Below are 25,807 nucleotides of genomic sequence, written 5' to 3' on the forward strand. Positions count from 1 at the left end.
AGGAACGACGACGAACATGATCGGCCTGGTTTTGGTGACGCACGGACGTCTTGCCGAGGAGTTCGTCGTGGCGATGGAACATGTCGTGGGTCCGCAGGAGCGGATCGGCACGGTCTGTATCGGTCCCGAGGACGATATGGAGGAGCGCCGCGCCGACATCGCCAAGGCGATTGCCGATGTCGATGCCGGTCAGGGCGTGATCGTGCTGACCGACCTGTTCGGCGGGACCCCCAGCAACCTCGCCATCTCGCTGATGGAAACCGGCCGGATCGAGGTGATCGCCGGCATCAACCTGCCGATGCTGATCCGGTTGGGCGGCGCACGCAAGGCGATGAAGGTCGCCGAAGCCGTCGCCGCCGCGCGCGAGGCGGGGCGCAAGTACATCTCTGTCGCCAGCGAAGTGCTGGGCGAGGCGGCGGCGTGAGCGTCACCCGCACCGTCCAGATCACCAACCGCCGCGGGCTGCACGCGCGCGCGAGCGCCAAGTTCGTGACGATGGCCGCCGCCGCCCCGATCGAGGTGAGCGTCGAAAAGGACGGATCGCGGGTGACCGGCACGTCGATCATGGGCCTGATGATGCTGGGTGCCGCCAAGGGCGACCATATCACGATCAGCGCGTCGGGCGACGGTGCCGAGGCGGTGGTGGGGCAGTTGTGCCAGCTGGTCGAGGATCGCTTCGGCGAGGATTGAGCGGGCGGGCGAACTGCTTCCCACCGTTACCCCGCCCCGCACGTCATCCCAGCGAAGGCTGGGATCTCCTAGTGATAGGGCGCTACAGGAGCCGCTCGATGCCCCAGCCTGCGCTGGGGCGAGGCTTATGGGAGGGCGGGGCGAAGAACGGCTAACCGCCTTTCCCAAATTTTTAGGGGTGGCCCCTCCCCCGCCCCGGCCATAGGCCGAACGCCATGACCATGCCGGCCAGACAGGGCATCGACGCCCTGACCGAAAAGGAAAAGCAGACGCTGCGCCTGATCGTGCGTGGGCATGATGCGAAGTCGGTCGCGGTGACGCTGGGGCTGTCGGTCCATACCATCAACGAACGGCTGCGGGACGCGCGGCGCAAGCTGATGGTGTCGAGCAGCCGTGAGGCGGCCCGGCTGTTGCTGGATGCCGAGACCCCCGAAAATCTGGGGGACGAAAGAACCGGGGAGGACGCGAGGAGCGCGGCGAACGATGTCGGACAGGCGCCGGACGACGGCGCGGCACCGGCGCGGCGCCGGCTGCCGGTTCTGATCGGAGTGATGCTGATGACCTTCGCCCTCGGCCTGCTGGCCCTGACCCTGATGCCCGGTGCGACCCAGGCCCCGCCGGCCGCCACGACCGCCCCCGCCACCGCGGCCCCCGATGCCGCGCGCCAGTTCCTCGAGTTGGTCGATGCCGGGCGGTGGAGCGAGAGTTACGCCCGTTTCGGTGCGGCGTTTCGCAAGCTGAACAGCGAACAGGTGTGGAGCGAGGTGTCGCAGCGCGTCCGCCCGCCGCTGGGCGCGGTGGTGTCGCGGACCTTGCAGGAGCAGGAAACCATTCCCGTGCCGCCCGCCGGCGTCGAAATGCTCAAGTTCCGCACCCGCTTCGCGACCGGTGGCGAGAAGATCGAGACGGTGACGGTGAATCAGGAGGGCGGCGAGTGGAAGGTCGTCGGGGTCACGATCGAATAGTCGGGCGGCGCCGGCGTCCAGCAGGATGGCCAATCGTTGAAGTCCGCTGCCGCTGCGACCCGATCCCCCGCCATCGCGAAGAACACGAAGCGCGGCGGATCGGGCCAGCCGAACCAGTCGCGATCGCGGACGATGCAGCGCAAGCCGTCGATCTCCGCGATGCCGATCGTATCGTCGCCGAACCGCCCGAGCAGTGGGTCGGCGATGATCGCGGCTTCTTCGTCGGGGGTTGGCGCGCGCCAAGTCATGGTGAGCTGCCGATAACGACGCACGCGCCAGATCCAGCGCAGGTCGTCGAGCAGGCCTTGGCCGAAGCCGTCAGGTTTGATCGACGTTGCATATCGCCGGGAAATCCATGCGAACAAGGCCATGGCGCATCGTTGCCGATTGAGTTCCATGCGACAAGCCTCGCCGTCGCCCCGGACATGATCCGGGGTGGCGCTTCGCAATCATTGTTGCTGGAGAAGCGGGACCCCGGGTCAAGCCCGGGGTGACGAGAGAAGCAGGCGACAGCCTATCCCCGCAAACGGCGCTCTTCCTCCAGCATGTAATCGCGGGTCAGCGGCAGCGACAGGCGGTTGCGGGTGAGCTGGACCTGGTAGTTGACCATGCCGCCATGGCGGAAGGCGGCCGCCGCGCCGGCGAGGTAGAAGGTCCACATGCGGTAGAATTTCTCGTCGTACAGCGCGACGATCTGGTCCTTCGCCGCCACCGTGCGATCGTACCAATGGTCGATGGTCAGCGCATAATGGACGCGCAGCACCTCGATATCGGTCGCGATCAGCTTGGTCCCTTCATAACCGCGCACGATTTCCGACAGCGCCGGGTTGTAGCCGCCGGGGAAGATGTATTTCGTGGTGAAGGTGTCGGTGACGCCCGGCACGCCCATCCGCCCGATGGTGTGCAGCAGCATGACGCCGTCGTCGGTCAGCAGTTCGCGGCACTTGCGGAAGAAGGTGCCGTATTGCGGCGGGCCGACATGTTCGAACATGCCGACCGACACGATCCGGTCGAACCGGCCGGTGACGGCGCGATAGTCGATCAGTTCGAACTTCACCTTGTCGGCGACGCCGGCTTCCTCCGCGCGGCGGCGGGCGACCTTGATCTGCTCTTCGGACAGGGTGACGCCCAGCACTTCCGCGCCGGTCTTTTCATGCAGGTACAGCGCCATCCCGCCCCAGCCGCAGCCGATGTCGAGCACGCGCATGCCGGGCTTCAGCGCCAGTTTCGCGGCGATATGCGCCTTCTTGTCCGCCTGCGCCTGTTCGAGGCTGTTGGCGGGATCGGTGAAATAGGCGCAGCTATACTGGAGGTCGGTGTCGAGGAAGAGCGCGTAGAGCCGGTCGGACAGGTCGTAATGATGCGCGACGTTGCGTTTCGACCGGCGGGCCATATTGACCCGGTCGACCCGGTGACGGACCGCGTCGAACAGGCGGATCGGCAGCGACGGAGCAAGGCCGCTGCCCCGGCCCCAGGGGGTGTTGGACGTCAGCAGCTCGACCAGATCGCGAATGTCGCCGCGGTCGATGACCAGTTCGCCGTCCATATACGCCTCCGCCGCGCCCAGCGCGGGATGGCGGACGATGCGCCCCGCCACGCCGGGCTGGGTGAAGCGGATCGCGACGTCGGGAAAGGCCGGATCGGCGGTGCCGAAGGTAACGGTGCGGCCATCGGCATGGGTGAGCGAGAGCGTACCGCGGCGGACGGTACGGGCGAGGAACGTGTCGATCAGTGCCATGGCTCGGTCCAATACGGACGGAATGTGGCAAGTGATGGGCGAACCGTTGCGATCCTCCCCGGCAGGGAGCTTTGAGACCCTCCCCGGCACGGGGAGGGGGACCATGCGGAGCATGGTGGAGGGGGTGTCCGCATACGGAACCGCCGCGTTGCGCCGCCCGCACGCTCCACCATCGCCTTCGACGACGGTCCCCCTCCCCGTTCCGGGGAGGATTTGCAGGTCCGCCCGCTTCCGCTACACCGCCGCCCCATGCTCTCCCGCCTGCGCGATCGCCCATGGACCACCGCCCTGCTGATCGCATGCGTGGCGCAGTTGCTGTTCCTGTGGGGCCTCGGGCGACCGGGCAAATTGTCGTTCGACGAGGTGCATTACGTGCCCGCCGCAAGGACGTTGCTGGCGCTGGCCTATCCGGCGAATACCGAACATCCGCTGGTGGCGAAGGCGTTCATCGCCGCGGGCATCGCGCTGTTCGGCGATACTCCGTGGGGGTGGCGGATCTTCGGCACGCTGGCGGGGACCGCGACGGTGCTGGGGGTGTTCGCCTGCCTGCAACTGCTGTTCCGGCGGACGCCGGTGTCGGCGTTCGGGGCGGGGCTGGCGATGCTGAACCAGACGCTGCTGATCGAGGCGCGCACCGCGATGCTGGAGGTGTATCTGGGCGCGTTCACCACGCTCGCCATCGCCGCGTTGCTATGGTCGATGCGCGGGCGGCCGGCGTTGCGCCTTACCCTGTCGGCGGTGCTGTTCGGGCTGGCGGTCGGGGTCAAATGGGCAGCGATTCCCTATGTTGCGGGCGCCGGGCTGCTGCTGATTTGGGGCAAGAGCGATCAGCGCGATTACTGGCCGGGGCTGTCGCTGTTCCCCGCGCTGGCGCTGTTCGGGCTGGTGAGTGTCGGCACCTATCTGGCGACCTTCGCGCCCGCCTTCTTCTATGCGCAGGACCCGCTGACGCTGTCGCGGCTGATCCCGTTCCAGGTCGAGATGTACCAGCGACAGACGCAGATACTGGCGCCGCATCCCTATCAGTCGAGCTGGTGGAGCTGGCCGCTGCTGATCCGGCCGATCTGGTATTTCTACGAACCCGATAACGGTGTGCAGCGCGGCGTGCTGCTGCTCGGCAATCCGGCGATCATGTGGGGCGGGCTGGTCGCGGTGGCGGCGTGCCTGTGGGCCGGATGGCGGCGGCGATCGCGGGCGTTGCTGGGGGTTGGGCTGCTGTGGGTCGGATCGCTGGCGGTGTGGGCGGTGATCCCCAAGTCGCTCGGCTTCTATTATTATTACCATCTGTCGAGCATCTGGTTGTGCCTCGCGTTGGCGGCGGCGTTCCATGCTTATGCGAAGGGACGTTTCGCACGGGCGAACGAGTGGTTCGCGCTGCCGGTGCTGATGCTGTTCGTGTATTTCTACCCGATCATCTCCGCCGCGCCGCTGTCGGGGCCGCAGGCGTTCAACCGGTGGATGTGGTTGGATAGCTGGCGTTAGAATTGGGTTCACGCGGAGGCGCGGAGGCGCGGAGAAAAGTAGGAGTTTGTTCGCGCAGAGGCGCAGAGGACGCAGAGGGGTTGCAGCTGCCGCGACTGCGGCGCTTAACCGTAATGGACAGGGAGGCGCCGTCTCCCGATCGCAACCTCTCTGCGTACTCTGCGCCTCTGCGCGAAAATCCTGCTCTTCCGCCCGCTTCGGTGCGAAAACTAGGCCGAGCGCTTCCGCCCGTACCGCCCCCACGTAAACCGCGACGACAGCGCGAAATTCCACACCGCGCCGACCGCGATTCCCGCCAGCGCCGGCAGCGCCCACGCCCCGCCGCGCACATCGTACAGGAACGCCGCGACCCCGACATTGGCGACCGCGCCGACCGAACATACCGCGCAGAACGATACCCAGCCGTCGAGCAGCGCCCTTGGCCCCCGCAGCCGCCGGTCGCGATAGGTCAGGTGGTTGTTCAGGAAGAAATTGAACGTCATCGCCGCCACCGTCGCGACGATCGTCGCCGCGATGAAGCCTGCGCCCAGTTCGAGCAGCAGCCCCAGCGCCGCGAGATGGACGATCGCCCCCGCCGCGCCGATCGCGGAGAACATGACGAAGCGCACCGGCACCACCCGCCCGAACATCCGGTCGTAGAGCGCGATCAGATATTCGAGCGCGACGACATGGTCGAGCTTGCTCTCCCCCACCGCGCGGGTGCGGAACACATAGGGCAGCTCGACGAATTTGAGCGGCTGGGGCGCGGCGGTCAGGATGTCGAGCAGGATCTTGAAGCCGATCCCCGACAGCCGCGGCACGACGCGGCGCACGACCTCGCCCCGGATCATGAAGAAGCCGCTCATCGGGTCGGACAGATCGGCCTTCAGCACGCGGCGCGACAGGCGGGTGGCGAGCGCCGATTTGGCGACGCGGTCGGCGTCCCATGCCCCGGTCCCGCCGCCGGCGACGAAGCGCGAGCCGATCACCAGGTCGAGCGCGGGGTCGGCGGTCAGCGCCGCCGCCATGCGCGGCAACAGCGTCTCGTCATGCTGCAGATCGCCGTCGATCACCGCGACCAGCGGCGCAGCGGTGGCGCACATCCCCTCGATACAGGCGCTCGACAGGCCGCGCCGGCCGATCCGTTGGATCACACGGATGCGCGGGTCATGGCGGGCGATGGCGCGTGCGACATCGGCGGTGCCGTCGGGGCTGTCGTCGTCGACGAAGATCGCTTCCCACGCGATGCTGGCCAACGCCGCGTCGAGCGCGGCGACGAGCAGCGGCACGTTGCCGCGTTCGTTGAATACGGGCACGACGATGGCGAGGTCGAGGGGGGTCATATCCCCGCTATCGTACCCCCGCGCAGGCGGGGGTCCAGTGCCACGGATGACGTCCTTCGTGGCCCTAGATCCCCGCCTGCGCGGGGATACGGCGCCGCAACGGGATCACAACGCCGCCAGCACCGCGTTCGTCATGTCCTGCGTCGTCGCGGTCCCGCCCAGGTCGGGGGTGCGGTGTCCAGCGACCAGCGCGGCGGTCACCGCTGCCTCGATGCGGTCGGCCGCATCCGCTTCCCCCAGCGAATGGCGCAGCATCATCGCCGCCGACAGGATCGTCGCCAGCGGGTTCGCCTTGCCTTGGCCCGCGATATCGGGGGCCGAGCCGTGGATCGGTTCGTACAGGCCCTTCCTGTCCTGATTGATCGCGGCGGAGGGCAGCATGCCGATCGACCCGGCGCACATGCTCGCCTGATCGGACAATATGTCGCCGAACAAATTGCCGGTGACGATCACGTCGAACTGGCCCGGATTGCGCACCAGCTGCATCGCGGCATTGTCGACATACATGTGGGTCAGCGCGACATCGGGATAGTCGGCCGAGACTTCGATCACCACATCGCGCCATAGCTGCGAGGTTTCGAGGACGTTGGCCTTGTCGACCGAACAGAGCCGGTGGTTGCGGGTGCGCGCCGTCTCGAACGCGACGCGGGCGATGCGGGCGACCTCCGCCTCGTCATAGCGCATCAGGTCATGGCCCTCGCGCAGGCCGTCCGCCGTCGTGCCCCGGCCCTTCTCACCGAAATAGACGTCGCCGGTCAGCTCGCGCACGATCACCATGTCGATCGCGGCGGCGACTTCGGGGCGGAGCGCGGAGGCGTCCTCCAGCCCCGCAAACAGCTTGGCCGGGCGCAGATTGGCGAACAGGCCCAGTTCCTTGCGCAGGCCGAGGATCGCCTGTTCCGGACGATGTTCGCGCGCGACATTGTCGAATTCGGGATCGCCGACCGCGCCGAACAGGACGGCATCGGCACGCTTGGCCAGATCGAGCGTCGCGGGCGGCAGCGGATGGCCATGGGCGCGATAGGCCGCGCCGCCGACCGGTGCTTCCTCGAACGTCAGCCCGAGATCGAGCGCATCCAGCACTTGGCGCGCCGCTGCCACCACTTCCGGTCCGATCCCGTCGCCGGGCAGTATCGCGATCAAAGCCATCATATCATCCGTCGTTCGCGCACGAAGATTACGCGCGGACGCCTCTGCCCCAACCGGCCATGCTCACGCAACCGTCCTTTTCAGCCGCTCGACCAGCCGGGTGCGCGCCGCCAGCACGTCCTGCCCCTTCAGCCCCAGCAAATCGCGCGACAGGAAATGGCCCGACAGCGTCAGCCCGTCGAACGCCGCCGCCCAGTCGGCCCGGCCCCCTTCGATCAGGAAGGCGGGTAGCGGCAGCAGGCGGTGTTCGAGGCCGACCGCCGCCGCCCGCGATACCGCGCCGCCGCTCTTGGGGCTGACATGGGTCAGGTCGTCGGTCACCCCGGTCGCGACGCATTCGTCGAGCGACAGGCCGAAGCCCAGTTCGGACAGGATCAGCAACTCGGTCCGCACCAGCGCCCCGACCCAGTCGCGCGCACCCGGCGCCGCGGCGATGGCCGCGAACAACCCGTCGAGCGCGGCATGGATGCGCGGATAGGGCTGCGCCTCAGGCAGGGCATAAGCGGTCAGCGCACACATCCAGTCGATCGCGGCGGCGGCCAACGGCTCGGCGAACAGCGGCGCGCGGCTTTCGACCAGTTCGACGGTCAGCGCCGCCAGCTGCGTATCGGTCCGCGCGCGCCAGTCGCCGCGGATCAGGTTGCCCGGTTGCAGCACCGGCCGGATCGCCCGGCTGCGCCCGCCGCGGACGTAACCGGGCTGGACGCCAGCATGTTCGGTCAGCACCCGCACGACCGCACCATGTTCGCCGTGCGGGCGCACGGAGAGGAGGATGGCGGTGGTGTTGAGGTGCATGGGGTGGGTCTAGCAGGGGTTTGCCAGCGATCCCACGTCTTGAATTCGATCCGCGACCAGCTCAACAAAAATCGTCGCCGAATGATGCAGCGCAAAATATCGCCATCAAATCCTGATGGAAATCAGAAAATCGGCTACAAAGTCTTGTTGACTAACCTGCTCTTATTTCCAATATTCGTGAAATGGATGCTTGCCGAGCATATCAGCGTTTTCTCAATCACGCCGGCCAACTCGCCGCACGCGGGTAGCCCGAACTCGGAACGGTTCGCCGTCCGAGTTCGGGGTTTATTCGATCTTTGTTTGGGATCGGTGCGTCGCGCCGTTTCCCGCATCGAATAGATGGAATCCGCACCATGTCAGATCCCGTTTCCAAGCCCGTGTCGGGCACCACCAGCGAGCGCGCGGCCGATGCACCGCAGCCGCCGGTCTATCTCAACAGCGAACCCGATCATTTCTTTTCGAACCGGTTTCGTACCCGGGTCGTCGAGAGCGACCCGACGAACCGACGCGACGGCGATCACGGCCTGATATTGATGATCGCGACGATCGGCGTGCCGATCCTCGCTTACTGTATCTTCAGCGCGATGTAGCGGTTCAGCCCCGACGCAGCCGGTGCATCGCCTTGCCGAGCACCGGCCAATCCCGCGCCCGCTTCGCCCGCTCGACACCGCCATCGAACGCCCGCAACGCTTTCACCGTCGCCCGATTGCCGAGCGACCCGCGCAGCAGCAGCAGGTCGGCACACGCCGTACCACCGGTCGCGAACTGGCGCTTGTGCTGTCCCTCGCCTTCCGTAAAATCGAACCGCTGCGCCGCGGGTTCGTCGAACAGGGTGCGGAACGCCTCCATGTGCAGCACGCTGCCCGGCGACCATTCGCTCCAGGCGGGATCGTGGCCGACATAGTCGTAGCGCACGTCGCCGCCGGTCATCGGGCAGTAGAGATAGGCGATGGGCGAACCCCCGACGAACAGCAGCCAGCCGAACGCCTCGCCGCGCGTGCCCCTGCCCTGCATCGCGGCACGGAAGGCGATGTCGTTGGGCAAGCCGGCGCCGAGCAACTTTTCCTGATAGGTCCGCTCGGCCACCTGGCGGGCGATGCCGTGGAACTCGGCCAGTTCCTGCGCCGTGCGATAGGTGCGGACGTCGAGGCTGCCTTCGTTCGCCTCGGCCAGCTTCTTCGCCTTGCGTTTCAGGCCGGAGCGGGCATTGCCCGACAGGCCGGCGAACCACGCGTCGAAACCGATCGTCAGGTCGGTGTGATAGCGGGTGTAACGCTGCCGAACGAAGGCGATCGGGCTGGTCGACAGCATCGCATCGACCAGCGGTTCGGGCAGCGACGTCACCGACCAGCCGTCCGCCCCCGGCGGCAGCGGCGGCAAGGCGGGCGCGTCGCCCGACAGCACGTCGCGCAGTTCCAGCGGCACGCGCACCAGCCGGCGGCGGATCGAAAAGAGCGTGCGCGCGCCGATCTGGAATTTGAGCGGCCAAGACTGGGCGCTCGTCACGCCGCGCGCTCCTCGACCCAGTTCGACCAGAGCTGTTCGACCTGCCGCCACCGCGTGCGCAGGGCATTGGCGGGCAGCGGCCGGTCGTCCTGCCCCAGGCGGAGCGCCGGGCGGTCGCGGAAATGGGTGGTGGGCAGCGCGTCGGCGCGTTCGGCCAACGTGCGGCACAGCGCCTCGAACCGGCGGACATGGACGCCGTTGGCACGTGTCCCCTGCCGGTTGGCAAGTTCGAAGCCGTGGCTAACGATCGTCACCGCCGCATGGTCGTGGCGGGCGGCGTAGGTCAGCGCGGCTCGCATCTCGGCGGCCGACAGCGCGCAAATCTGGAAATGCCGCCGCCCGCCGCCGGGCATCGCGATGGTCGTGACCGGCAGCTCGACCAGCCCACGATGCGCGACCGGTGCGATCAGGTCGGGCGACAGGGTGATGGCACTGGGCCAGGGATGATGCGCGCCGTTATGGCTGCTGTCATAGGCGAAGCCCAATGCGGCCAGCGCGTCGATGGTCGTGTCGTTGGCGCTGTAGCTGCCCGCGCGGAAGGCGACCGGTTCGGGCGCACCGCAGGCTTGCAGCAGGTCGCGCGCCTCGCCCAGCAGATCCTGCTGCTCCTGCCGCGACAGGTCGACCAGTTCGAACCGGCCATGCGCCTGCCCCCGATCACCGACCGCCGCACCGACCCAATTGGGGTGGAGATGCAGCTGGACCTCCTGCCCCCCGGCCAGGATCGCCTCCACGGTCGGCGCGATCGCCGCCATGCCATAGAGCTTCGCGGGCAGCGGATCGACGAAGAAGCACGCCTTCAATCCATGGGCGCGCAGCCGCTCCAGCTGCCACGTCACGCCGACCCCGGCGGGTTCGAGCGAGCGGGCAATGACGGTCGACGCCGACAGGTCGGCGGCATGGTGCCGCCACATCAATTCGGTGTCGATCGTCAGGAATACCGGCGTTGCCATAAAAGAGGTCCTGCACCGATGGGCGTAAACATCCCATAAAGCCCGCACCGGGCGCACGAATAAATTGTACGCCACGTACCAATGGCTCGTTAACCACGGTGTTGCAGACTTTACGCACTTTGTTACCGCGCCGTACCGAAACCATGCGGAAACCCGGCGACATTCCGGGCTGGACCGGCGGGAACAGGACCTGTCAGGACGTCGTTAGCCGCGTAACTTTCTGACCGGAGGAATGGATGATCGACGATATCGACCGCACCGACGCCATTTTTCTCGTGGCGCGTCACGGCCGGGCGGCCCAGGATGTCGCCGGATCGCGCAGCGTCCGCGCGGGCAAGCGGGGTGACGCGGGCGAAGCGGTTCGCTGGCAGGCGATCCGCAGTTTCATCCAGCGGGGGATCGGGTGACGTCGCCACCGCGCTTTGCGACGGCGAAGGAAGAGTAGAAGCGGGACCCCGGCTCAAGGCCGGGGTGACGGGGGATATTCGGGCGACCCGGCCCAATCGTTCCATTCGGCGATCGCGGTCGCCGTTTCCGCGCGCAGCCGGGCGTGCGTCGCCTCCTCGATCGCGCGGAGCAACGCCGCGTGGCAGGTCGCGGCGACGTCGACGCCAGCGGCCCGTGCCCGTTCGAACAGCGCGGGATCGATTGCGACCTTACCGGGCGTGGAAGAAGTCATAGACCCCCTGTGCCATTGCCTTGCTCACCCCTGGCGCCTTTTGCAGGTCCTCCAGACTGGCGTTGCGCACCGCGCGGGCGGTGCCGAAGTGCATCAGCAACGCCTTCTTCCGCGCCGGGCCGATGCCGGGCACGTCGTCGAGCGGACTGGCCCCCATCGCCTTGGCCCGCTTGTCGCGGTGTGCGCCGATGACGAAGCGGTGAACCTCGTCGCGCAGCCGCTGGAGGTAGAACAGCACCGGTGAATTGACCGGCAGCGTCAGTTCGCGCCCGTCCATCAGGTGAAACACCTCGCGCCCCTCGCGGCCATGATGCGGCCCCTTCGCCACGCCGACCATGCAGACATCCTCGATGCCGAGGTCCTCCAGCACCGCCTTGGCCGCGCTCAACTGGCCCTTGCCGCCGTCAATCAGGACGAGGTCGGGCCAGCCATTGCCGTCGCGGTCGGTCTCGCGATCCGGATTTTCCTCCTGCGCACGGGCGAAGCGGCGGGTCAGCACCTCCTTCATCATCGCGAAGTCGTCGTTGGTCTGCGCCTGCTTGATGTTGAACTTGCGATACTGCCCCTTGCGGAACCCCTCCGGCCCGGCGACGACCATCGCGCCCAGCGCATTGGTGCCCTGGATATGGCTGTTGTCGTACACCTCGATCCGGTCGGGCGGCCCTTCCAACTCGAACAGGTCGGCGACCTCGCGCAGCAGCTTCGCCTGCGTCGTCGATTCCGCGTTTCGGCGCTCCAGCGCCTCCTCCGCATTGCGCTTGGCCTGGTCGAGCAGCCGGCGGCGGACACCGCGCTGCGGCACCGATAGCGCGACCTTGAACCCGGCGCGTTCGGCCATCGCCTCGGCCAGCACCGGCGCTTCGGCCAGGTCGCGGTCGACGAACACGTTGCGCGGCGGCGGCACCTCTTCGTAGAATTGCATCAGGAAGGCGGCCATGACCTCGTCCTCGGGCACGTCGTTGGTGTGCGCGGGGAAGAAGCTGCGATGGCCCCAATTCTGGCCGCCGCGGATGAAGAAGGCCTGGATGCCGATCGTCCCCTCACGACAGGCCATGGCGAAGATATCGGCATCGCCGACGCCGTCCGCGTTGATCGCCTGCGAACCCTGGATGAAGGTCAGCGCCTTCAACCGGTCGCGCAGCACGGCGGCCAGTTCGAAGTCCATCGCCTCCGCCGCCGCCTGCATCTGCGTGCCCAGCTTCGCCTGCACCTTGGTCGACTTGCCGGCGAGGAAGTCCTTCGCGTCCGCAATCAGCTCGGCATAGGCGGCCTGATCGATCCGCCCAACGCACGGCGCCGAGCAGCGCTTGATCTGGTACAGCAGGCACGGCCGGTCGCGGGTCTTGAAGAAGCCGTCGGTGCAGGAGCGCAGCAGGAACAGCTTCTGCAACGCGTTCAGCGTCTGCGTCACCGATCCGGCGGACGCGAATGGGCCATAGTAGTTACCCTTCGCCCGCCGCGCGCCGCGATGCTTCTGAATGCGCGGAAATTCATGATCGGCGCGCAGCAGGATGAACGGGAACGACTTATCGTCGCGCAGCAGCACGTTGTACGGCGGGCGATAGCGCTTGATGAGCTGCGCTTCGAGCAGCAGCGCCTCCGCCTCGTTATTGGTCGTGACGATCGTCATCGACCGGGTCTGCGCGACCATGCGCTGCAACCGCTTCGTCAGGCGCGACACCTGCGTATAGTTGGCGACACGGTTCTTGAGCGCGCGCGCCTTGCCGACATACAGCACCTCGCCGCGCGCATCCTGCATCCGGTACACGCCGGGCCGCGCGGGCAGCGTCGCCAGCACGTTGCGGATCGCGGCGACGCCGGCGTCGATATCCGGCGCGTCCGACCCGCGCACGGTGAAGCTGGCCTTGTCCTCGTGGAAGCGGTTGGGAGCGTTGGGCGTTTCCGACATCGCGCCCGATTTAGGGAGTGCGCCCGCCAAGCGCCAGCGTCATGCCGCGGCGGGCGTGCGGCCCAAATCCTTGGCGCGGTACATCAGCAGGTCGGCGCGCTGGATCACGTCGTCGATCGATCGGTCGCCGGCCTCGATCCGCGCCGCGCCGATGCTGAGCGTCCAGGCCGGCAGCCCCGGCTCGCCGCGACCGGCGCGCAGGCGGATCTGTTCGGCGGCGATCAGCGGATCGGCGGCGCTGGTGACGACCAGAAACTCGTCCCCGCCCAGCCGCGCGACGAAATCGCCGCCGACGCTGCGTTGCAGGCCGGTCGCGATCGCGACCAGCACCCGGTCGCCGACGCCGTGGCCATGGCGGTCGTTGATCGCCTTGAACCGGTCGACATCGATCAGCAGCGCGACCCGCCCCGGCACCAGCAGCTCGGCCGCGCCCGCCGCCAGCGCGGCGCGGTTCCACACGCCGGTCAGCGGATCACGCAGCGCCATGTCGCGCAGCTGCTGCTGCGAATGCGATGCCGGAATCCACAACAGCGTCAGATTGGCTGCACCGAACAGCAGCTGATCGGCGAGGAACGGCACCATCGCCAGATGCGCGCCGATCGCCTGCGGCACCAGCGCGCCGATCGCGCCGGTCAGGTAGATCGGAACATAGATGAGCAGCATCGCCCCGGCGATCCGCCGCGGCCGCGCCGTCCCATCGGTCGCGCGATTGCGGACGAGCGGCATGGCAAAGGCAAACGCGCATCCGGCACCGACCAGCGACCACATCGCCGATGCGACGGGCGCCGTCCCGAACACCAGGGTCACGATGGTCGGGATGATCGCGGTCGCCGCGATCACGCCCCACATCCACAGCGCGATGCCGCGCTGTCCGTCGAAGCGCCGCACGCCGCCCAGCACCAGCGCCATCGACAGGGCGAGGACACCGTCGAACAACGGCTGGATCATCAGCGGGACGGGTTCCCCGACCAGCGCGGCCAGCACCAGCGCCGCGCAATAGCTGCCCGATCCCCAGCCCCAATACAGATACCATGCGCGGCGCCCGGCCATGGAAAAGAACACCACGGTATAGGCGGCACTGCACAGGATGCTGCATTGGCGCAGCGTCGCCAGGTCGGGAAGATCGAACATCGCCCAACCGGATTAGACGATGTTCGTTAACAGCCGATCACTACAGGATTTTCTACCCCGCCCGCGCCGCTTCGATGATGCGCAGGCCGCGCACGGCGTCGGCCGGATCGACCGGCACGTCGCCCTCCCCCCGGATCGCGTCGCGCATCGCGCGGTAGAACCCGCGCCAGTCGCCCGCTTCCGACCGGACCGACCGCGCAGTCCCTTGGGCGTCGGTCAGCACGCCCCATTGGCTGTCGGGTTCGATGCCATAGCCGCTATCGGTCGGCATGCCGCCGGCACGCAGCACCGCCTCTTGCGGGTCGATGCCGAATTTCACGAAGCTGCCCCGCGTCCCGTGCAGCGCAAAGCGCGGGCGCGGTGCGGCGACCAGCGACGCCGAACCGATCGTCACACGGCGCGCACCGTAGCGCAGCACGATCTCGAAATAATCGTCGACGCCGGCACCGTCGCGCTGCGTCGTGACGTCCCCCGCCACCGCATCGGGCATGCCGAACAGGCGGATCGCCTGATCGATCATGTGCGGCCCCAGGTCGTTCAGCAGCCCACTGCCCGGACCGCCCTCCTCGCGCCAGCCCGGCTTGATCGCCGGGCGGAACCGGTCCCAGCGCAATTCGGCCAGCTGCACCTCGCCCAGCGCATCGTCGCGCAACAGCCGTTCGACGGTCAGGAAATCGCTGTCCCAGCGGCGATTGTGGAATACGCTGAGCAACCGCCCCGTGCCGCGCGCCAGCTGGACCAGCGCGACGGCATCGGCATCGTCGGTCGCCAGCGGCTTGTCGACGACGACGTGCCGCCCGGCGGCCAGTGCCGCCTGCGCCAGCGGGGCATGGCTGTCATTGGGGGTAGCGATGACGATCAGGTCGAGGCTGTCGTCGTCGATCAGCGCCATCGGATCGGCGTGACGCACCGCGCCGGCAAAGCGCTCGGTCGGCCGCGAGGTCGCGATCGCCGCCAGCTCCATCCCCTCCACGCACGCGATCAGCGGCGCGTGGAACGACGCGCCGGCCAGGCCGAACCCGATCAGGCCGACGCGCACCATGTCAGTTCAGCTTCGCCAGTTCGGCGGCGACCTTCGCCACCTGTTCGTCGGTGATCCGGCCCTGGGCGTAGGGCTGGACCTGCTTCAGGCTCATCCCCTTGAACATCGGATAGGATTCATGCGCGAGCATCCCCGGGAACTGCGCGTCGAGGATCGCCTTGCCCTTCGGATTGGCGGCGATGGTTTCGATGCTGCTGTCGATGGTCAGCTTGGCTGCGGCCGGCGCAGGCGCCGGGGCGGTCTGCGCCGATGCGGCCAGCGGCATCGCCAGCAACGCGGCGGCGGTGAACAGGAACTTCATGACAATCCCTCCTTGGGCTTGGTCGCCCGCACAAGGACTTAGCGTTCCGGCGGGTCGTCGCCAAGCGGGTGGGTGATCGGTTCGCCCCCCGTCACCCCGGACTTGATCCGGGGTCCCGCTTCTTCTGCTGCGGGAAAGGCAGCGGGACCCCGGGTCAAGCCCGGGGTGACGGGAAAGGTTGCGGCGCCCGCCCTTACCCCGCGCGCTTCAGCCAGCCATGCATGTCCATCCACCGCGCAAAGGCGTCGAACCAACCTGTGCTGGTCGTCGGCTTCTGGTACATGCCGAACCCGTGGCCGCCCTGTTCATACAGGTGGAACTCGACCGGGCGCTTGGCCGCCTTCCACGATTCGATCAGGCCGAAGCCGCTGTTGGCAAAGAACGGATCGTCGGCGGCGATGGCGACGAACAACGGCGGGGCGTCGGCGGGCACCGGCCCCATCGCGGCCAGCGGGCCATAGACGTCGCCGATGAACGCCGGCCTGGCCGGACCGTTCGACAGGGTCGTCGCCATGGTTAGCATCGCGCCGGCGGAAAAGCCGATCATGCCGATGCGGTTCGGATCGACCTTCCATTCCCCGGCGCGCGACCGGATCAGCGCGAAGGCGGCATTGGCGTCGGCGATCTGCGGTGCCAGCGCATTGGCGGCGGCACCCGGCGCGGGCCGTGGACGCGGCGCGGTGCCCGAGAACATCTCGCGCATCGACCGTTCGAACCCGGCCATGTCCGCCGGCGTCTGGTTCAGGCGATATTTCAGGACGAACGCCGCGACGCCGCGATCGGCCAGCGCCCTGGCCACATCCCACCCCTCGTTCGACATCGACAGCGTGCGAAAGCCGCCGCCGGGCGCCACGATCACCGCCGTGCCATTGGCCTTCGCCGGATCGGGCAGGAACGGGGTCAGCGTCGCATCGGTCACATTGCGGGTAAAGGTGCTGCCATATTGCGAATGCCACGATTCCTTCGCGGTCGCACCGGGCAGCGTGCCTGTATTGAGCGGGATCGCATTCGGCTGCGCCGGTGCCGCGATCGGCTCCATCTTGTCGCTTTGCGCGCATGCCGGGGCGGCGGTGGCGGCGAGTGCCGCGCCGATTGCCCAGCCAAACGCACGGCGTCCGTAAATTGCTCGCATGTCCCTCTCCCTTTGTTATCGGGGGAGTATTGTTGCGCGGCCGGCCATTGTCCAACGATTCCTGTTAGCGGTAACGCGACGCTGATCCGGACCGGTCGACCGCGCGGTGGACTCAACCGGCGGAGCGTTCGCCCCGCCGCCACGGCCAGCGCCAGCCCCGCCGCCGGGCCACCCGACGCAGGCCGAACAGCATCAGCCCGGCAACGACGATCCAGGGCAGGGCGGCCACGACGAACGTCACCAGCGCGGCGACGCTCGTCGACAGCGTCGCCCCGGCCGCCTCGATGCTGGCCATGACCGGCGAATTGCCGCCGGGCGTGTCGTTGAACGCATAGGCGATCGTCAGCTTCGACATCGCGACCCGCTGGGCCAGTTCGGCGCGTTGCGCCTTCGCCGCCTCCAATTCCTCGTTGGTGGTGGCATAGGCGCGTTCGGCCTCGACCAGGTCGCCGACCTTGCCATTGCCCGACCGGATAATGGCGAGCAGCCGTTCGGCCAGCGCCTGCTTCGCCCGGACACGCGCCTCGGTGTCGATCACCTGCCGGGTGACGTCCTCCGCCTCGACCTGCCGGCTGGCCCGGCGTGCGTCACCTGCCTCGGCGATCGCATCGAACCGGCGGGTCAGCGCCTCGGCCTGCCGCGCATCGACCATCAGCACCGCTTCGTCATGGACGACATGATCGTCCGGACCCGGCGTGTTGAGCGACGACCGGACGATCAGGCAGCGGGCAGGCCCCAGCCGGCGGCACAGGTCGAGTTGTTGCCCCTGCACCTGCGCAACGGTCCTGCGATCAAAGGCATAGGTGACCGAATAGCTATAGGCGATCTTCGGACCGGTCGCGGCCGGCGACGGCATCTCTGCCGGCGGCTCCTCGACGTCGAACGTCTCGGTAGTGGGCGACTGCATCGAATGGGTTTCGGGCGACGGCCCGCTGCAGCCCGCCACCAGAATGGCGATCGCCCCTATCAGTCGTTGTCCGGTCATCGTCCGCTCCCCTATCGGGGCCGAGCATGACCGGCGAGGTCGCCCGCCGTCAACGCCCGACTCCGATGCGGAGCGCGGGTCAGCCCTGCGCGAACAGCTTCGTGCCGACCACGCCGATCACGATCAGCACCATGAAACCCGCCTGGACCGGCGCGATCCGTTCGCCGAACAGCACCGCGCCGCCGATGATGACGCCGACCGCGCCAAGCCCGGTCCACACCGCATAGGCGGTGCCTGCCGGAATGCCGCGCATCGCCAGCGCCAGCAGCCCCATGTTCACGAACGACAAAGTGATCGGCACGGCGGAGGCGAGCAACGTCCCCTGCCCCGCCGCCCATTTCAGGCTCAATGCCCACACGATCTCACACACGACCGCAACCGCGAGAATGGCCCATGCCATATCGCCTACTCCTTTTGCGGGCTCGAATAGGAAAGGGCACGGCCGGAAACCCGAAAGAGGCCGTGCGGAAAATCAGGCCAGCGGCGGTCCGAACCGATTGGGGCCGGGATCGCTTGGCCGGCTAAGCTGGACGATCAACACGCCCAGGCTCGCCAGATACAGGATGTTGTTGCCGAACATCAGCGCGAACGGTGCCATATCGGGTGGTTCGTTCCCGGTCCTGATCCGGCTGAACAACTGCCCGAACACGATCATGCCGGTCACCAGGAAGGGCAGCGGCAACAGCCCCCAATAGCCCCGCCGTCCCGAATCATGCAGTCGCCGCACGACCGCCGCGGCGAGAAACAGGACCGACACTATCGCGACGATTGCGACCAGCGGCACGAACCAGCGCATCGGTTGCAACATCAGGTCCGGCGGGACCGGCCCATCGATCTGCACCGAATAATGCCCCGGTCCCGACGTCACGGTCGCACGTTCCGGATGTGCCTCTGCAAAGGCAGCCATGTTGCGGGCGATGCCGACGAACATCGGTATGCCGACCGCCATTGCGGCGATCATGTTGGTCACCATGACGCAGGCGACCCACGGCCAGAACAGCCGTCGCGGCTCGCGATCGGACCACCGGGTCAGCCGCTGGAGCTGAAACCGCGGGGTCCGGTGCGACGGCATCAGTTCAGGCGGCTGCCACCCAGACCGGCAATGGTCCGGTCGACCAGCGCGCGATCGGCATCGCCCGACAGGTGCGTCGCGATCAGCGTGCTGGCGGCCTTGGCAGCGGCATCGGCGGCGGTCGCGCGGACCTCGGCAATGGCGGCGCGTTCGGCGGCGGCAATCTTGTCGGTCGCCATCTTGGCACGACGCTGGGTCAGCTCGGCGGCGTCGGCCTCCGCCTTCACCAGCAGCGCCTGCGCTTCTGCCTCGGCGTGGGCGACCATTTCAGCGGCCTGTGCCTCGATCCCAGCGATCTTCGACGTATATTCGTCGCGCAGCGCCTCGGCTTCGGCACGCAGGGTGCGCGCTTCGTCCAGACGGGTGCGGATCGCCGCGATCTGCCCGTCGAGCAGGCGACCGATCAGCGCGGGCACACCCTTCACGACCAGCACCAGCAGGAACAGCAGCATCGCGGCGCTGACCCATGCGGTCGCATTCAGCCCGAGGGCGGTCGGATCGACATGCGCCGTACCGGTGGCGCTGCCATGCGAACCCTCGACAGCGTCGGCTCCGGTCTTGGGCAGGCCCTCTTCATGGATCGCTTCGTTCAGCGTCGGGCTGGTATGGGCGACGTTGGGATTAGCCATGGAGCACCGCCTTCACCGCGCCCTGCGCGTCCTGTTCGCTGACCCGCACGCCCGAGACGCGCTCGACGATCGCCTGTGCCGCTTCGGCTGCGACCTGCTCGACCTGCGCCATCGCCGCACCGCGCTGGGTAGCGATATCGGCTTCGGCCTGTGCGACCCGCGCCTGCATGTCGGCATTGGCCGCGGCCAGCCGTTCGGCCGCTGCCGCCGCGCCCTTGGCACGGGCTTCGGCCAGCAGCTTCTGCGCAGCCTCGCGGCTGGCATTTTCGCGGGCACGCCATGCCGCCTCGGTCGCATCCGCCTGCCCACGCGCCGCTTCGGCGGCGGCGAGGTCGGCGGCGATGCCCTGGTCGCGCTGGTCGACCGTGCCCTGCACCTTGGGCACCATGCCGAGGCCCACGACCAGGAACACGATGCCGAAGGTCAGCACCAGCCAGAAGACCTGCGACCCCCAGGTCGCGGCGAGCTGCTCGATTTGCGGCATGAAACGTCCCGTATTGGTCTGGTCGACCGGGCGCCATCGCCCGGCCGAAACCGGTCCGTCATCCGGACCGGGAGTCCGGCGCGAGGCACCCCCCGCGCCGGGCGTCACGCATGTTACGCGACGAAGATCAGCAGCACTGCGACGACGAACGCCAGCAGGCCCAGAAGTTCGGCGGCGGCGAAGCCGATGAACATGTTGCCCTGCTGACCGGCAGCGGCCGACGGGTTGCGCAGCGCGCCCTGCAGGAAGGCGGCGAAGACGTTGCCCACGCCGAGTGCGGCAAGGCCGGCACCGATGGCTGCGAGACCGGCGCCGAGGAACTTGATGGCGTCTGCTTCCATGTCGAAAACTCCCTTGGAAAAATCTGAATGTTGGTTGGGATCAGTGATGGTCGTGCAGGTGCACGGCATCGTTGATGTAGAGCGAGGTCAGCAGCGCGAAGACATATGCCTGCACGCCGGCGACCAGCATTTCGAGGGCCGACACGCCGACCATCAGCGCGAAGCTCGGCACGCTGACCAGCACGCCGATGCCCGCGCCGGTGGCGGTCGAATTGATGATGAAGCCCGCCAGCACCTTCAGCAGGATGTGTCCCGCGGTCATCGCCACGAACAGTCGCAGCGCGAGGCTGAACGGGCGGACCATGAACGACACGAACTCGATCGGCGCGACCAGCAGCAGCACCGGGATCGGCGTACCCTTCGGCGCGAACAGGCTGAAGAAACGGAGACCATGCTTGAACAGACCGACGACCAGCACGATCGAGAAACTGGCAATGGCAAGGACGCCGGTCACGGTGAAGTGGCTGGTGACGGTGAAGGGGTGCAGCCCGACCAGACCGAACGGCAGCAGGCCGACGACGTTCGCGAACAGGATAAACATGAACAGCGAGAAGACGTACGGAAGGTACTTGCGTCCTTCATGCCCGATATTCGCGGCGAGCAGCTTGTCGATGAAGCCGGTAAAGCCCTCGACCGCCATCTGCCAGCGACCGGGCACCTGCTGCTGCTTCATGCCGCCGATCATGAACACGAACAGCGCGACCGCCGCGACGATCATCCACAGCGCCGAATTGGTGAACGGCAGGACGTGATCGCCCAGGGGAATGTTGAAGATCGTCTGCACCTCGAACTGGTGCATCGGATCGATCTTGCCTGCCTGCGCCACGTCGCTTCGCCCCGATATGCCAAGGCGCCCGAGGACTGTCAGTCCGGACGCCGGTTCGAAATCCTGATGATATTCCTGAACGCACTGACGATCCCGAGGGAGAGCAGCACGAGCAGGAGCCATGGCGAGGTGCCGAGCAGATAGTCGAGGGTCCCCCCGATCACCGCCCCCCCGACCATTCCGCCCACCAGTTCGGCCAGCACGCGGTTGCCGAGGCGGTAGTTTTTGTCCCCCGCTTCGTCGCGCGCCTGGCCGGTCCGGATCGCCTCGTCCTTTTTCGCCTGGTTCAGCCGCGCGTCGAGCGAGGTGATCCGGGGATCTTCGGGCAAGGGGTCTAGTCCGGGCTCGTTCTCCGCCATCATCCCCTCCCATGACCTTTCGGTCGGGCCGGATATGCGCCGGATGGCGAGCCCGCCAAGGCAGGCGCGCTTTAGGAAGGTGACGGTTTCGAGTCAACCATAGCGTTCGCGCGGAAACCTTTCGGGACGATGAACGAAGCGGCGCCAAGGGGGCAGAGAGCATCGCTACCCGTTCATTTGCTTGGCTGCCCCGGGAATATGACTACACCAGCCTTGCGGTCGACACATCGGCCGCAAAGGAGGTGATTGAGCTGAACAACGATACCGCAACCGTCATCATCGGCGTAATTATGCTGATGGTGGCTTTCGCGACCCTGGTGCTGAAAATCATCGAGGTCGCCCGCTCGAAGTAGCGGCGGGACGGGGTCGGCCTGGCAGCCGGCCCCGTAACGTAGAAGACCCCGGCCGCTGGCACGACCGGGGTCTGGAGGTGTATCACTGAAGTCAGATACCGCATGATCGAAATAGCGCATGATGCGCCTTTTTTCAATCCCTCACACGCAGCGCGGGTCGCGTTCGGGCGGACCGTTACCACGCGTTTCCCAGCTACCGCCCGGCGTCTTGTACTTCTCGCCCGGCTTGGTCTGCGCGATCAGGTTGCAGCCCGACACGAACGCGAACTGTTCGACGGTCGCGCCCGACTGTGCACCGCGGGTATAAGCCGCCTTGCGCTGGATGTTGATGTTGGCAACCAGCGCGCGCAGCTCGGCCGTGCCGCCGCCGACGACGCCCAGATAGCCGTCAGGCTGCTCGCCGACCTGCCCTGCCGCACGCGCGGCCTGGTAGGCGGGGTCGCGCTGCGCCCATGCGGTGCCGGCAAGTCCCGCGACCGCGACGAAGGCGGCTGCGGCGAGGCCGTATTTGACGTAAGCATGCATGGTTCAGAAAATCCCCGGATTGTCCTGGATGAGGGTCTTCGCCTCGCCGTCGAGACGATACACCACTTCCTGCGTGATGTTGATGTTCAAGTTGATGACGATCGGCTTGTCCGGCGCGGACACGTTGACGCACCCGCCCGCGGCACATGCGGGCACGCCGATCACCAAGGCTCGCAACAGCATCACGGTTCGCGTCATGGCACAGTCTCGCTTTCGGAGGGCTGAATGGTGGTGTCGAGCGGCGCCGGTGGCAAGCCCTGTTCGCGGCGGCGCTGTTCGGCCTGGAGCGCGGGCAGGTTGCGTTCGATCAGCCGTTTCGGGTCGTAGTAATTCTGCACCGAATCGATCAGCTGGCGGAAGGGCGCCCTGATCCGCACGTTGAAGACGAGCGGTAGTTTGGCGAGGCGACGGATCAGGAAATTACTGTACGTCCCCTCCCCCTGGCTGACCCCCGCGAAACGGATCGCGGTCAGCATCTCGCCTGCCAGCGGCCCGTCCAGCTCGATCGTCAGGCGGCGATAGTTCATCGATTTCAGCGCCTGGAAGGCGAGATTGCCCCAGAAGCCGACATCCTCCTTCGTGACCTCACCCACATAGGACAGGTTGCCGCCGCCGCGCGACTGCAGCCTACCCCCTTCGATCCGGCCGCCCCGCGCGTCGAAGATCATCGGCAGCACGCCGTCGAACACGCCCGATGCATTGAGATTGTCGAATTCGAACTGCTGCAGGAACAGCCCGCCATCGACGCCAGTCACGCGGAAGGTCATCCGGCGTTCCTGATCCTCGGCAAAGTCGAGGATGGTCGGCTCCAGCACCATCTCGCCACCGCCCAGCGGCCAGCGGCCCCCTTCGATCTGAACGCGCATCCCTTCGATCAGGCGATAGCGGACCACACCGTCGGTCACCGCGATGCCCGGATTGACCTCGGCGATCGTCGCCACCTGCCCCGGCGCGGTGACGAGGCCCAGCAGGTCGGTGAAGCGGATCTCGCCGGCAAGGCCCGTTACCGGACCGAAGGCGGCGGCAAGATCGGTATCGTCGGTGCGGAAGGTGCCCGTCGAGGTAACGCCGTCGGGGCTCCACGCAATGTCGCCGCGGCCAGACACCGTCCCCTTCACATCGGCGACGACCCCGAAGGTCAGCCGGGTCAGTTCGTTCGGCTGGAACGAATCGCCAAAGGTGATGCCCGGCACCGCCAGCACGGCATTGCCGCGCCCGGTGGCGAGGTCGTGGACGATGGCGACGTCGGTGACCTTCACCCCCTTGGCCGGGTGCTTCAGCGTGCCCCCGGCGCGAATGTCGTTTCCGCTGAGCGTCAGTTTGAAATCGTCGCTGCGCAGCGGTTCGAATCGCGGCTGCGGATCGGCGTCGCGCACGGCGACATCGCCATCGAGCGAAAGGACGCCGCCCGCCAGCCTCCAGTCGCCCGCCGCCTCGCGAATCAGCAGCGGGACATTGCCGATCTGCCCCTCGCCGCGTTCGAATGTGCCCGCGACGACCCCGTTGGCGACGCGGCCGGTGAGCGAGCCGAGGTCGAGGACGCTGACGCGCTCCGGGCTGCCCAGCCGGGTCTTCACATCGCTCAGCGCAAAGCCGAGATCGCCAAGGCCGAACCGCCCGCCCGCCGCCGCCAGCGTGATCGGAGTCCCGCCCAGCGTGCCGGTCAGCCGCGTCGCGCCGGTCGCGACACCCCCACCGACCCGCCCGTTCGCCAGCCGGACCATGCCGCCATCACTCGCGCAGAGCTGTAGCCGTGCGGGGTCGAGCGTCAGCGCGGACACCCGCAACCGGTCGAACGCGACCGGCACGCAGCCGGTATTCACCACCAGCCGCCCGCCCCCGTCCCACCGCGCATCGATCGGCAGCGCGAGGCGATCGATCCGCCCGCCGCTGAACGGTCCCGACAGTTCGGCACGGGTTTCGATACGGGTCGCGCCGTCGCCATCGGCACGGAAGCGCACCGGCGACAGCGCCAGCCGCGCATCGCCTGCCGCATAGGGGGCGATGGTCGCGGTGCCGTTCACCGGCGATCCCGGTCCGGCATGGGTCAGGCGGATGCTGGCGGCCGGCAGCCCGCCACCGCCCATCGCCAGCGTGCCGTTGAGCGTCACGCCCTTGCCCGACACCCAGTGGACCGGTCCGTCGCGCAGCGTGGCGCGCGCACCGCTGGCCGCAACGAAGGCCAGCCGGTCGATTCGCGCAGCCAGCGGGCGCGCGGCAACCTCGGCCGACAGGTCGAAACGCTGTGCGGCGCGGGCCGCCGCGCGCATCGCGGCGGTCGCCAGTGGAGCAACCGGTGTACCCGCGGCGGCATCCGCGCTACCGGCGATCCGCGCGACCATCGCGGGGGAAAGCCGTGCGCCTCGCGCGCCGATCCGCCCCTCGAACGCAGGCACGCCGCCCACTGCATAACGCCCGGCGATCGACAACGCCTGCCCCGCAAGGTCCGGCAGGACGAAATCACCCGAGGTGAGGTCGAGCGTGCCCGTCGTTCCCTGCGCCCGACCGTCGAAGCCGATCGTGCCCGACAGCGCGGCGACCCGCGTTTGCGGCGCAGCGATCCGCTCGGCGGCGACCTCGGCCCGCCCGCGCCACCGATCGAACCCGGGCGAGAGTTGCGCCTCCGCCTGCACGACCGGTCCGACCAGCCGTACGTCGCCGCAGGCGGCGGCCTGGGCCCGGATCGGACCGGACAGGGATGGGCCGCCAGTCGCCGTCCGCAGCGACAGGTTCGCGGCGAGCCGATCGATCCCGCAGCCATTGAGCGACAGCCGCTCCGCCACCGCCGCCAGCCTCCCGGTAAAGTCGTTCGCAAGATTGCCGCGCCCGGCCAGCTTCGCACCGATCACGCCATAGGGCGTGGCGAGCCGGATGCGGCCATCGTCGACCGCGACGGTAAAATCGGGCAGCGCGAACGGCTTGCCCGACGGCGGCGGGAGCAACCGGTCGATCTGTCCGAACGACACCGTGCCGTCAGGACGAAGCGTCGCGCGCAACCGCGCCTGCCCGACGCGTGCGCCGACGACCTTGGCGCCGTTCAGCCCGACCTCGGTATCGACCTCGATCCAGTCGGCGATCAGGTCGGGCGCCCTGGGATCGCCCAGTACGACATCGACCAGCCGTTGCCGCCCCAGCCCGATCTGCGCCACGCGGTAGCGCGCGGCGACCCCGCGCTTTTCCAGTTCGCGGCGGACCAGATTGTCGGCGATCGGCCGGCGCTGCGTCCATACCAGCGCCGCGAGCAGCAGCACGATGCCGCACACGACGAGCAGCACCTGCGCGAAGCGGCGCCGTTTGCGGCCATGGCGACGCGGCGACGCTACGGTCTCCACCGCCTCCTCGTCGTCACCGCCCAGACCCGTCACTCCGCTGTTCGCCTCGTTCGTCGCGCATGGGCGCCATCCGGGTCAAGCGCGAGAGGCGGCAAACGGTTCCGGCA

General features: G+C 67.8%; 31 protein-coding genes. 7 read left to right on the top strand and 24 right to left on the bottom strand.

Annotated elements, in window-relative coordinates:
• Nucleotides 1-16: 16 nt before the first annotated feature.
• The 3 genes from AVT10_RS14960 to AVT10_RS14970 all read left to right on the top strand — a co-directional run bounded on the left by AVT10_RS14960 (nucleotide 17) and on the right by AVT10_RS14970 (nucleotide 1,655).
• Nucleotides 17-424, top strand: a complete 408-nt coding sequence (locus AVT10_RS14960; protein ID WP_055761511.1) for a PTS sugar transporter subunit IIA — start codon at nucleotides 17-19, stop codon at nucleotides 422-424.
• Nucleotides 421-690 carry an HPr family phosphocarrier protein gene (locus tag AVT10_RS14965; protein WP_066693222.1) on the top strand — a complete coding sequence of 90 codons (270 nt, stop codon included), beginning with the start codon at nucleotides 421-423 and terminating at the stop codon, nucleotides 688-690. The genes AVT10_RS14960 and AVT10_RS14965 overlap by 4 nt, the downstream gene beginning before the upstream one ends.
• A gap of 215 nt (nucleotides 691-905) precedes the next feature.
• The gene (locus AVT10_RS14970) at nucleotides 906-1,655 is read left to right on the top strand and encodes a helix-turn-helix domain-containing protein (RefSeq protein ID WP_066693224.1); all 750 of its coding nucleotides are present in this window, start codon (nucleotides 906-908) and stop codon (nucleotides 1,653-1,655) included.
• Here AVT10_RS14970 and AVT10_RS14975 read toward each other — a convergent pair.
• Nucleotides 1,610-2,026: a hypothetical protein gene (locus tag AVT10_RS14975; RefSeq protein WP_066693227.1), complete on the bottom strand. Its 417-nt coding sequence runs from the start codon at nucleotides 2,024-2,026 to the stop codon at nucleotides 1,610-1,612. The genes AVT10_RS14970 and AVT10_RS14975 overlap by 46 nt on opposite strands.
• Before the next feature lie 143 nt (nucleotides 2,027-2,169).
• Nucleotides 2,170-3,393 (bottom strand): SAM-dependent methyltransferase, encoded by a 1,224-nt coding sequence (locus AVT10_RS14980; RefSeq protein ID WP_066693230.1) that lies wholly within the window; start codon nucleotides 3,391-3,393, stop codon nucleotides 2,170-2,172.
• A 249-nt stretch (nucleotides 3,394-3,642) separates the two neighbouring features.
• Here AVT10_RS14980 and AVT10_RS14985 point away from each other — a divergent pair, with 249 nt between their 5' ends.
• Nucleotides 3,643-4,875, top strand: coding sequence for a glycosyltransferase family 39 protein (locus AVT10_RS14985; protein ID WP_066693233.1), 1,233 nt, complete (start codon nucleotides 3,643-3,645; stop codon nucleotides 4,873-4,875).
• A 209-nt stretch (nucleotides 4,876-5,084) separates the two neighbouring features.
• On the opposite strand, the gene AVT10_RS14990 is transcribed toward AVT10_RS14985, so the two are convergent.
• The 3 genes from AVT10_RS14990 to recO form a co-directional block, all read right to left on the bottom strand.
• Nucleotides 5,085-6,197 carry a glycosyltransferase family 2 protein gene (locus AVT10_RS14990; protein ID WP_066693236.1) on the bottom strand — a complete coding sequence of 371 codons (1,113 nt, stop codon included), beginning with the start codon at nucleotides 6,195-6,197 and terminating at the stop codon, nucleotides 5,085-5,087.
• A 105-nt stretch (nucleotides 6,198-6,302) separates the two neighbouring features.
• Entirely contained in the window at nucleotides 6,303-7,346 is a 1,044-nt protein-coding gene (gene leuB / locus AVT10_RS14995; RefSeq protein ID WP_066693401.1) for a 3-isopropylmalate dehydrogenase, read from the bottom strand.
• Nucleotides 7,347-7,409: 63 nt separating this feature from the next.
• The gene (recO, locus tag AVT10_RS15000; RefSeq protein ID WP_066693238.1) at nucleotides 7,410-8,141 is read right to left on the bottom strand and encodes a DNA repair protein RecO; all 732 of its coding nucleotides are present in this window, start codon (nucleotides 8,139-8,141) and stop codon (nucleotides 7,410-7,412) included.
• Between the two features lie 39 nt (nucleotides 8,142-8,180).
• On the opposite strand from recO, the gene AVT10_RS18350 reads away from it, so the two are divergent.
• Both AVT10_RS18350 and AVT10_RS15005 read left to right on the top strand, forming a co-directional pair.
• A complete protein-coding gene (locus AVT10_RS18350) occupies nucleotides 8,181-8,480 on the top strand; it encodes a hypothetical protein (RefSeq protein WP_126013403.1) in 300 nt (99 codons plus the stop codon).
• A 14-nt stretch (nucleotides 8,481-8,494) separates the two neighbouring features.
• Complete coding sequence (locus tag AVT10_RS15005) at nucleotides 8,495-8,731, top strand: hypothetical protein (RefSeq protein ID WP_126013406.1); 237 nt, start codon at nucleotides 8,495-8,497, stop codon at nucleotides 8,729-8,731.
• Between the two features lie 4 nt (nucleotides 8,732-8,735).
• On the opposite strand, the gene AVT10_RS15010 is transcribed toward AVT10_RS15005, so the two are convergent.
• On the bottom strand, nucleotides 8,736-9,647 hold the full coding sequence (locus tag AVT10_RS15010; protein WP_084401767.1) for a GNAT family N-acetyltransferase: 912 nt from the start codon (nucleotides 9,645-9,647) through the stop codon (nucleotides 8,736-8,738).
• Complete coding sequence (locus AVT10_RS15015; protein WP_066693245.1) at nucleotides 9,644-10,600, bottom strand: polysaccharide deacetylase family protein; 957 nt, start codon at nucleotides 10,598-10,600, stop codon at nucleotides 9,644-9,646. The genes AVT10_RS15010 and AVT10_RS15015 overlap by 4 nt, the downstream gene beginning before the upstream one ends.
• Before the next feature lie 236 nt (nucleotides 10,601-10,836).
• Here AVT10_RS15015 and AVT10_RS18355 point away from each other — a divergent pair, with 236 nt between their 5' ends.
• The gene (locus AVT10_RS18355) at nucleotides 10,837-11,007 is read left to right on the top strand and encodes a hypothetical protein (RefSeq protein WP_157092782.1); all 171 of its coding nucleotides are present in this window, start codon (nucleotides 10,837-10,839) and stop codon (nucleotides 11,005-11,007) included.
• Between the two features lie 53 nt (nucleotides 11,008-11,060).
• Here AVT10_RS18355 and AVT10_RS15020 read toward each other — a convergent pair whose 3' ends face one another.
• The 17 genes from AVT10_RS15020 to AVT10_RS15100 form a co-directional block, all read right to left on the bottom strand.
• Entirely contained in the window at nucleotides 11,061-11,279 is a 219-nt protein-coding gene (locus AVT10_RS15020; RefSeq protein WP_066693251.1) for a type II toxin-antitoxin system CcdA family antitoxin, read from the bottom strand.
• A complete protein-coding gene (uvrC, locus tag AVT10_RS15025; RefSeq protein WP_066693258.1) occupies nucleotides 11,257-13,188 on the bottom strand; it encodes an excinuclease ABC subunit UvrC in 1,932 nt (643 codons plus the stop codon). Before uvrC ends, AVT10_RS15020 begins: the two co-directional genes overlap by 23 nt.
• 39 nt (nucleotides 13,189-13,227) lie before the next feature.
• The gene (locus AVT10_RS15030) at nucleotides 13,228-14,319 is read right to left on the bottom strand and encodes a GGDEF domain-containing protein (RefSeq protein ID WP_066693260.1); all 1,092 of its coding nucleotides are present in this window, start codon (nucleotides 14,317-14,319) and stop codon (nucleotides 13,228-13,230) included.
• Between the two features lie 52 nt (nucleotides 14,320-14,371).
• A complete protein-coding gene (locus tag AVT10_RS15035) occupies nucleotides 14,372-15,361 on the bottom strand; it encodes an oxidoreductase (RefSeq protein ID WP_066693263.1) in 990 nt (329 codons plus the stop codon).
• 1 nt (nucleotide 15,362) lies between these two features.
• Entirely contained in the window at nucleotides 15,363-15,662 is a 300-nt protein-coding gene (locus AVT10_RS15040; RefSeq protein WP_066693266.1) for a hypothetical protein, read from the bottom strand.
• A 193-nt stretch (nucleotides 15,663-15,855) separates the two neighbouring features.
• Nucleotides 15,856-16,794, bottom strand: coding sequence for an alpha/beta hydrolase (locus AVT10_RS15045; protein ID WP_066693269.1), 939 nt, complete (start codon nucleotides 16,792-16,794; stop codon nucleotides 15,856-15,858).
• 112 nt (nucleotides 16,795-16,906) lie between these two features.
• Entirely contained in the window at nucleotides 16,907-17,779 is an 873-nt protein-coding gene (locus AVT10_RS15050) for a DUF4349 domain-containing protein (protein WP_066693272.1), read from the bottom strand.
• 79 nt (nucleotides 17,780-17,858) lie between these two features.
• Nucleotides 17,859-18,179: a DMT family transporter gene (locus tag AVT10_RS15055; protein WP_066693274.1), complete on the bottom strand. Its 321-nt coding sequence runs from the start codon at nucleotides 18,177-18,179 to the stop codon at nucleotides 17,859-17,861.
• 72 nt (nucleotides 18,180-18,251) lie between these two features.
• The gene (locus AVT10_RS15060) at nucleotides 18,252-18,851 is read right to left on the bottom strand and encodes a DUF805 domain-containing protein (protein WP_066693277.1); all 600 of its coding nucleotides are present in this window, start codon (nucleotides 18,849-18,851) and stop codon (nucleotides 18,252-18,254) included.
• Nucleotides 18,851-19,480: a F0F1 ATP synthase subunit B family protein gene (locus AVT10_RS15065; RefSeq protein WP_066693280.1), complete on the bottom strand. Its 630-nt coding sequence runs from the start codon at nucleotides 19,478-19,480 to the stop codon at nucleotides 18,851-18,853. The genes AVT10_RS15060 and AVT10_RS15065 overlap by 1 nt, the downstream gene beginning before the upstream one ends.
• A complete protein-coding gene (locus AVT10_RS15070) occupies nucleotides 19,473-19,964 on the bottom strand; it encodes a F0F1 ATP synthase subunit B family protein (RefSeq protein WP_066693283.1) in 492 nt (163 codons plus the stop codon). The genes AVT10_RS15065 and AVT10_RS15070 overlap by 8 nt, the downstream gene beginning before the upstream one ends.
• A 113-nt stretch (nucleotides 19,965-20,077) precedes the next feature.
• On the bottom strand, nucleotides 20,078-20,305 hold the full coding sequence (locus tag AVT10_RS15075; protein ID WP_055759731.1) for a F0F1 ATP synthase subunit C: 228 nt from the start codon (nucleotides 20,303-20,305) through the stop codon (nucleotides 20,078-20,080).
• Between the two features lie 40 nt (nucleotides 20,306-20,345).
• Nucleotides 20,346-21,131 (bottom strand): F0F1 ATP synthase subunit A, encoded by a 786-nt coding sequence (locus AVT10_RS15080; RefSeq protein WP_055759728.1) that lies wholly within the window; start codon nucleotides 21,129-21,131, stop codon nucleotides 20,346-20,348.
• 38 nt (nucleotides 21,132-21,169) lie between these two features.
• Nucleotides 21,170-21,490, bottom strand: coding sequence for an AtpZ/AtpI family protein (locus AVT10_RS15085; protein ID WP_066693404.1), 321 nt, complete (start codon nucleotides 21,488-21,490; stop codon nucleotides 21,170-21,172).
• 494 nt (nucleotides 21,491-21,984) lie between these two features.
• Entirely contained in the window at nucleotides 21,985-22,368 is a 384-nt protein-coding gene (locus AVT10_RS15090) for a YdbL family protein (protein WP_066693285.1), read from the bottom strand.
• Nucleotides 22,369-22,371: 3 nt separating this feature from the next.
• On the bottom strand, nucleotides 22,372-22,566 hold the full coding sequence (locus AVT10_RS15095) for a YnbE family lipoprotein (protein ID WP_066693288.1): 195 nt from the start codon (nucleotides 22,564-22,566) through the stop codon (nucleotides 22,372-22,374).
• The gene (locus AVT10_RS15100; protein ID WP_232308039.1) at nucleotides 22,563-25,733 is read right to left on the bottom strand and encodes an intermembrane phospholipid transport protein YdbH family protein; all 3,171 of its coding nucleotides are present in this window, start codon (nucleotides 25,731-25,733) and stop codon (nucleotides 22,563-22,565) included. The genes AVT10_RS15095 and AVT10_RS15100 overlap by 4 nt, the downstream gene beginning before the upstream one ends.
• Nucleotides 25,734-25,807: the final 74 nt, after the last annotated feature.

Origin of the sequence: Sphingomonas hankookensis (assembly GCF_001619955.1) — a bacterium.
Lineage (GTDB): Bacteria > Pseudomonadota > Alphaproteobacteria > Sphingomonadales > Sphingomonadaceae > Sphingomonas > Sphingomonas hankookensis_A.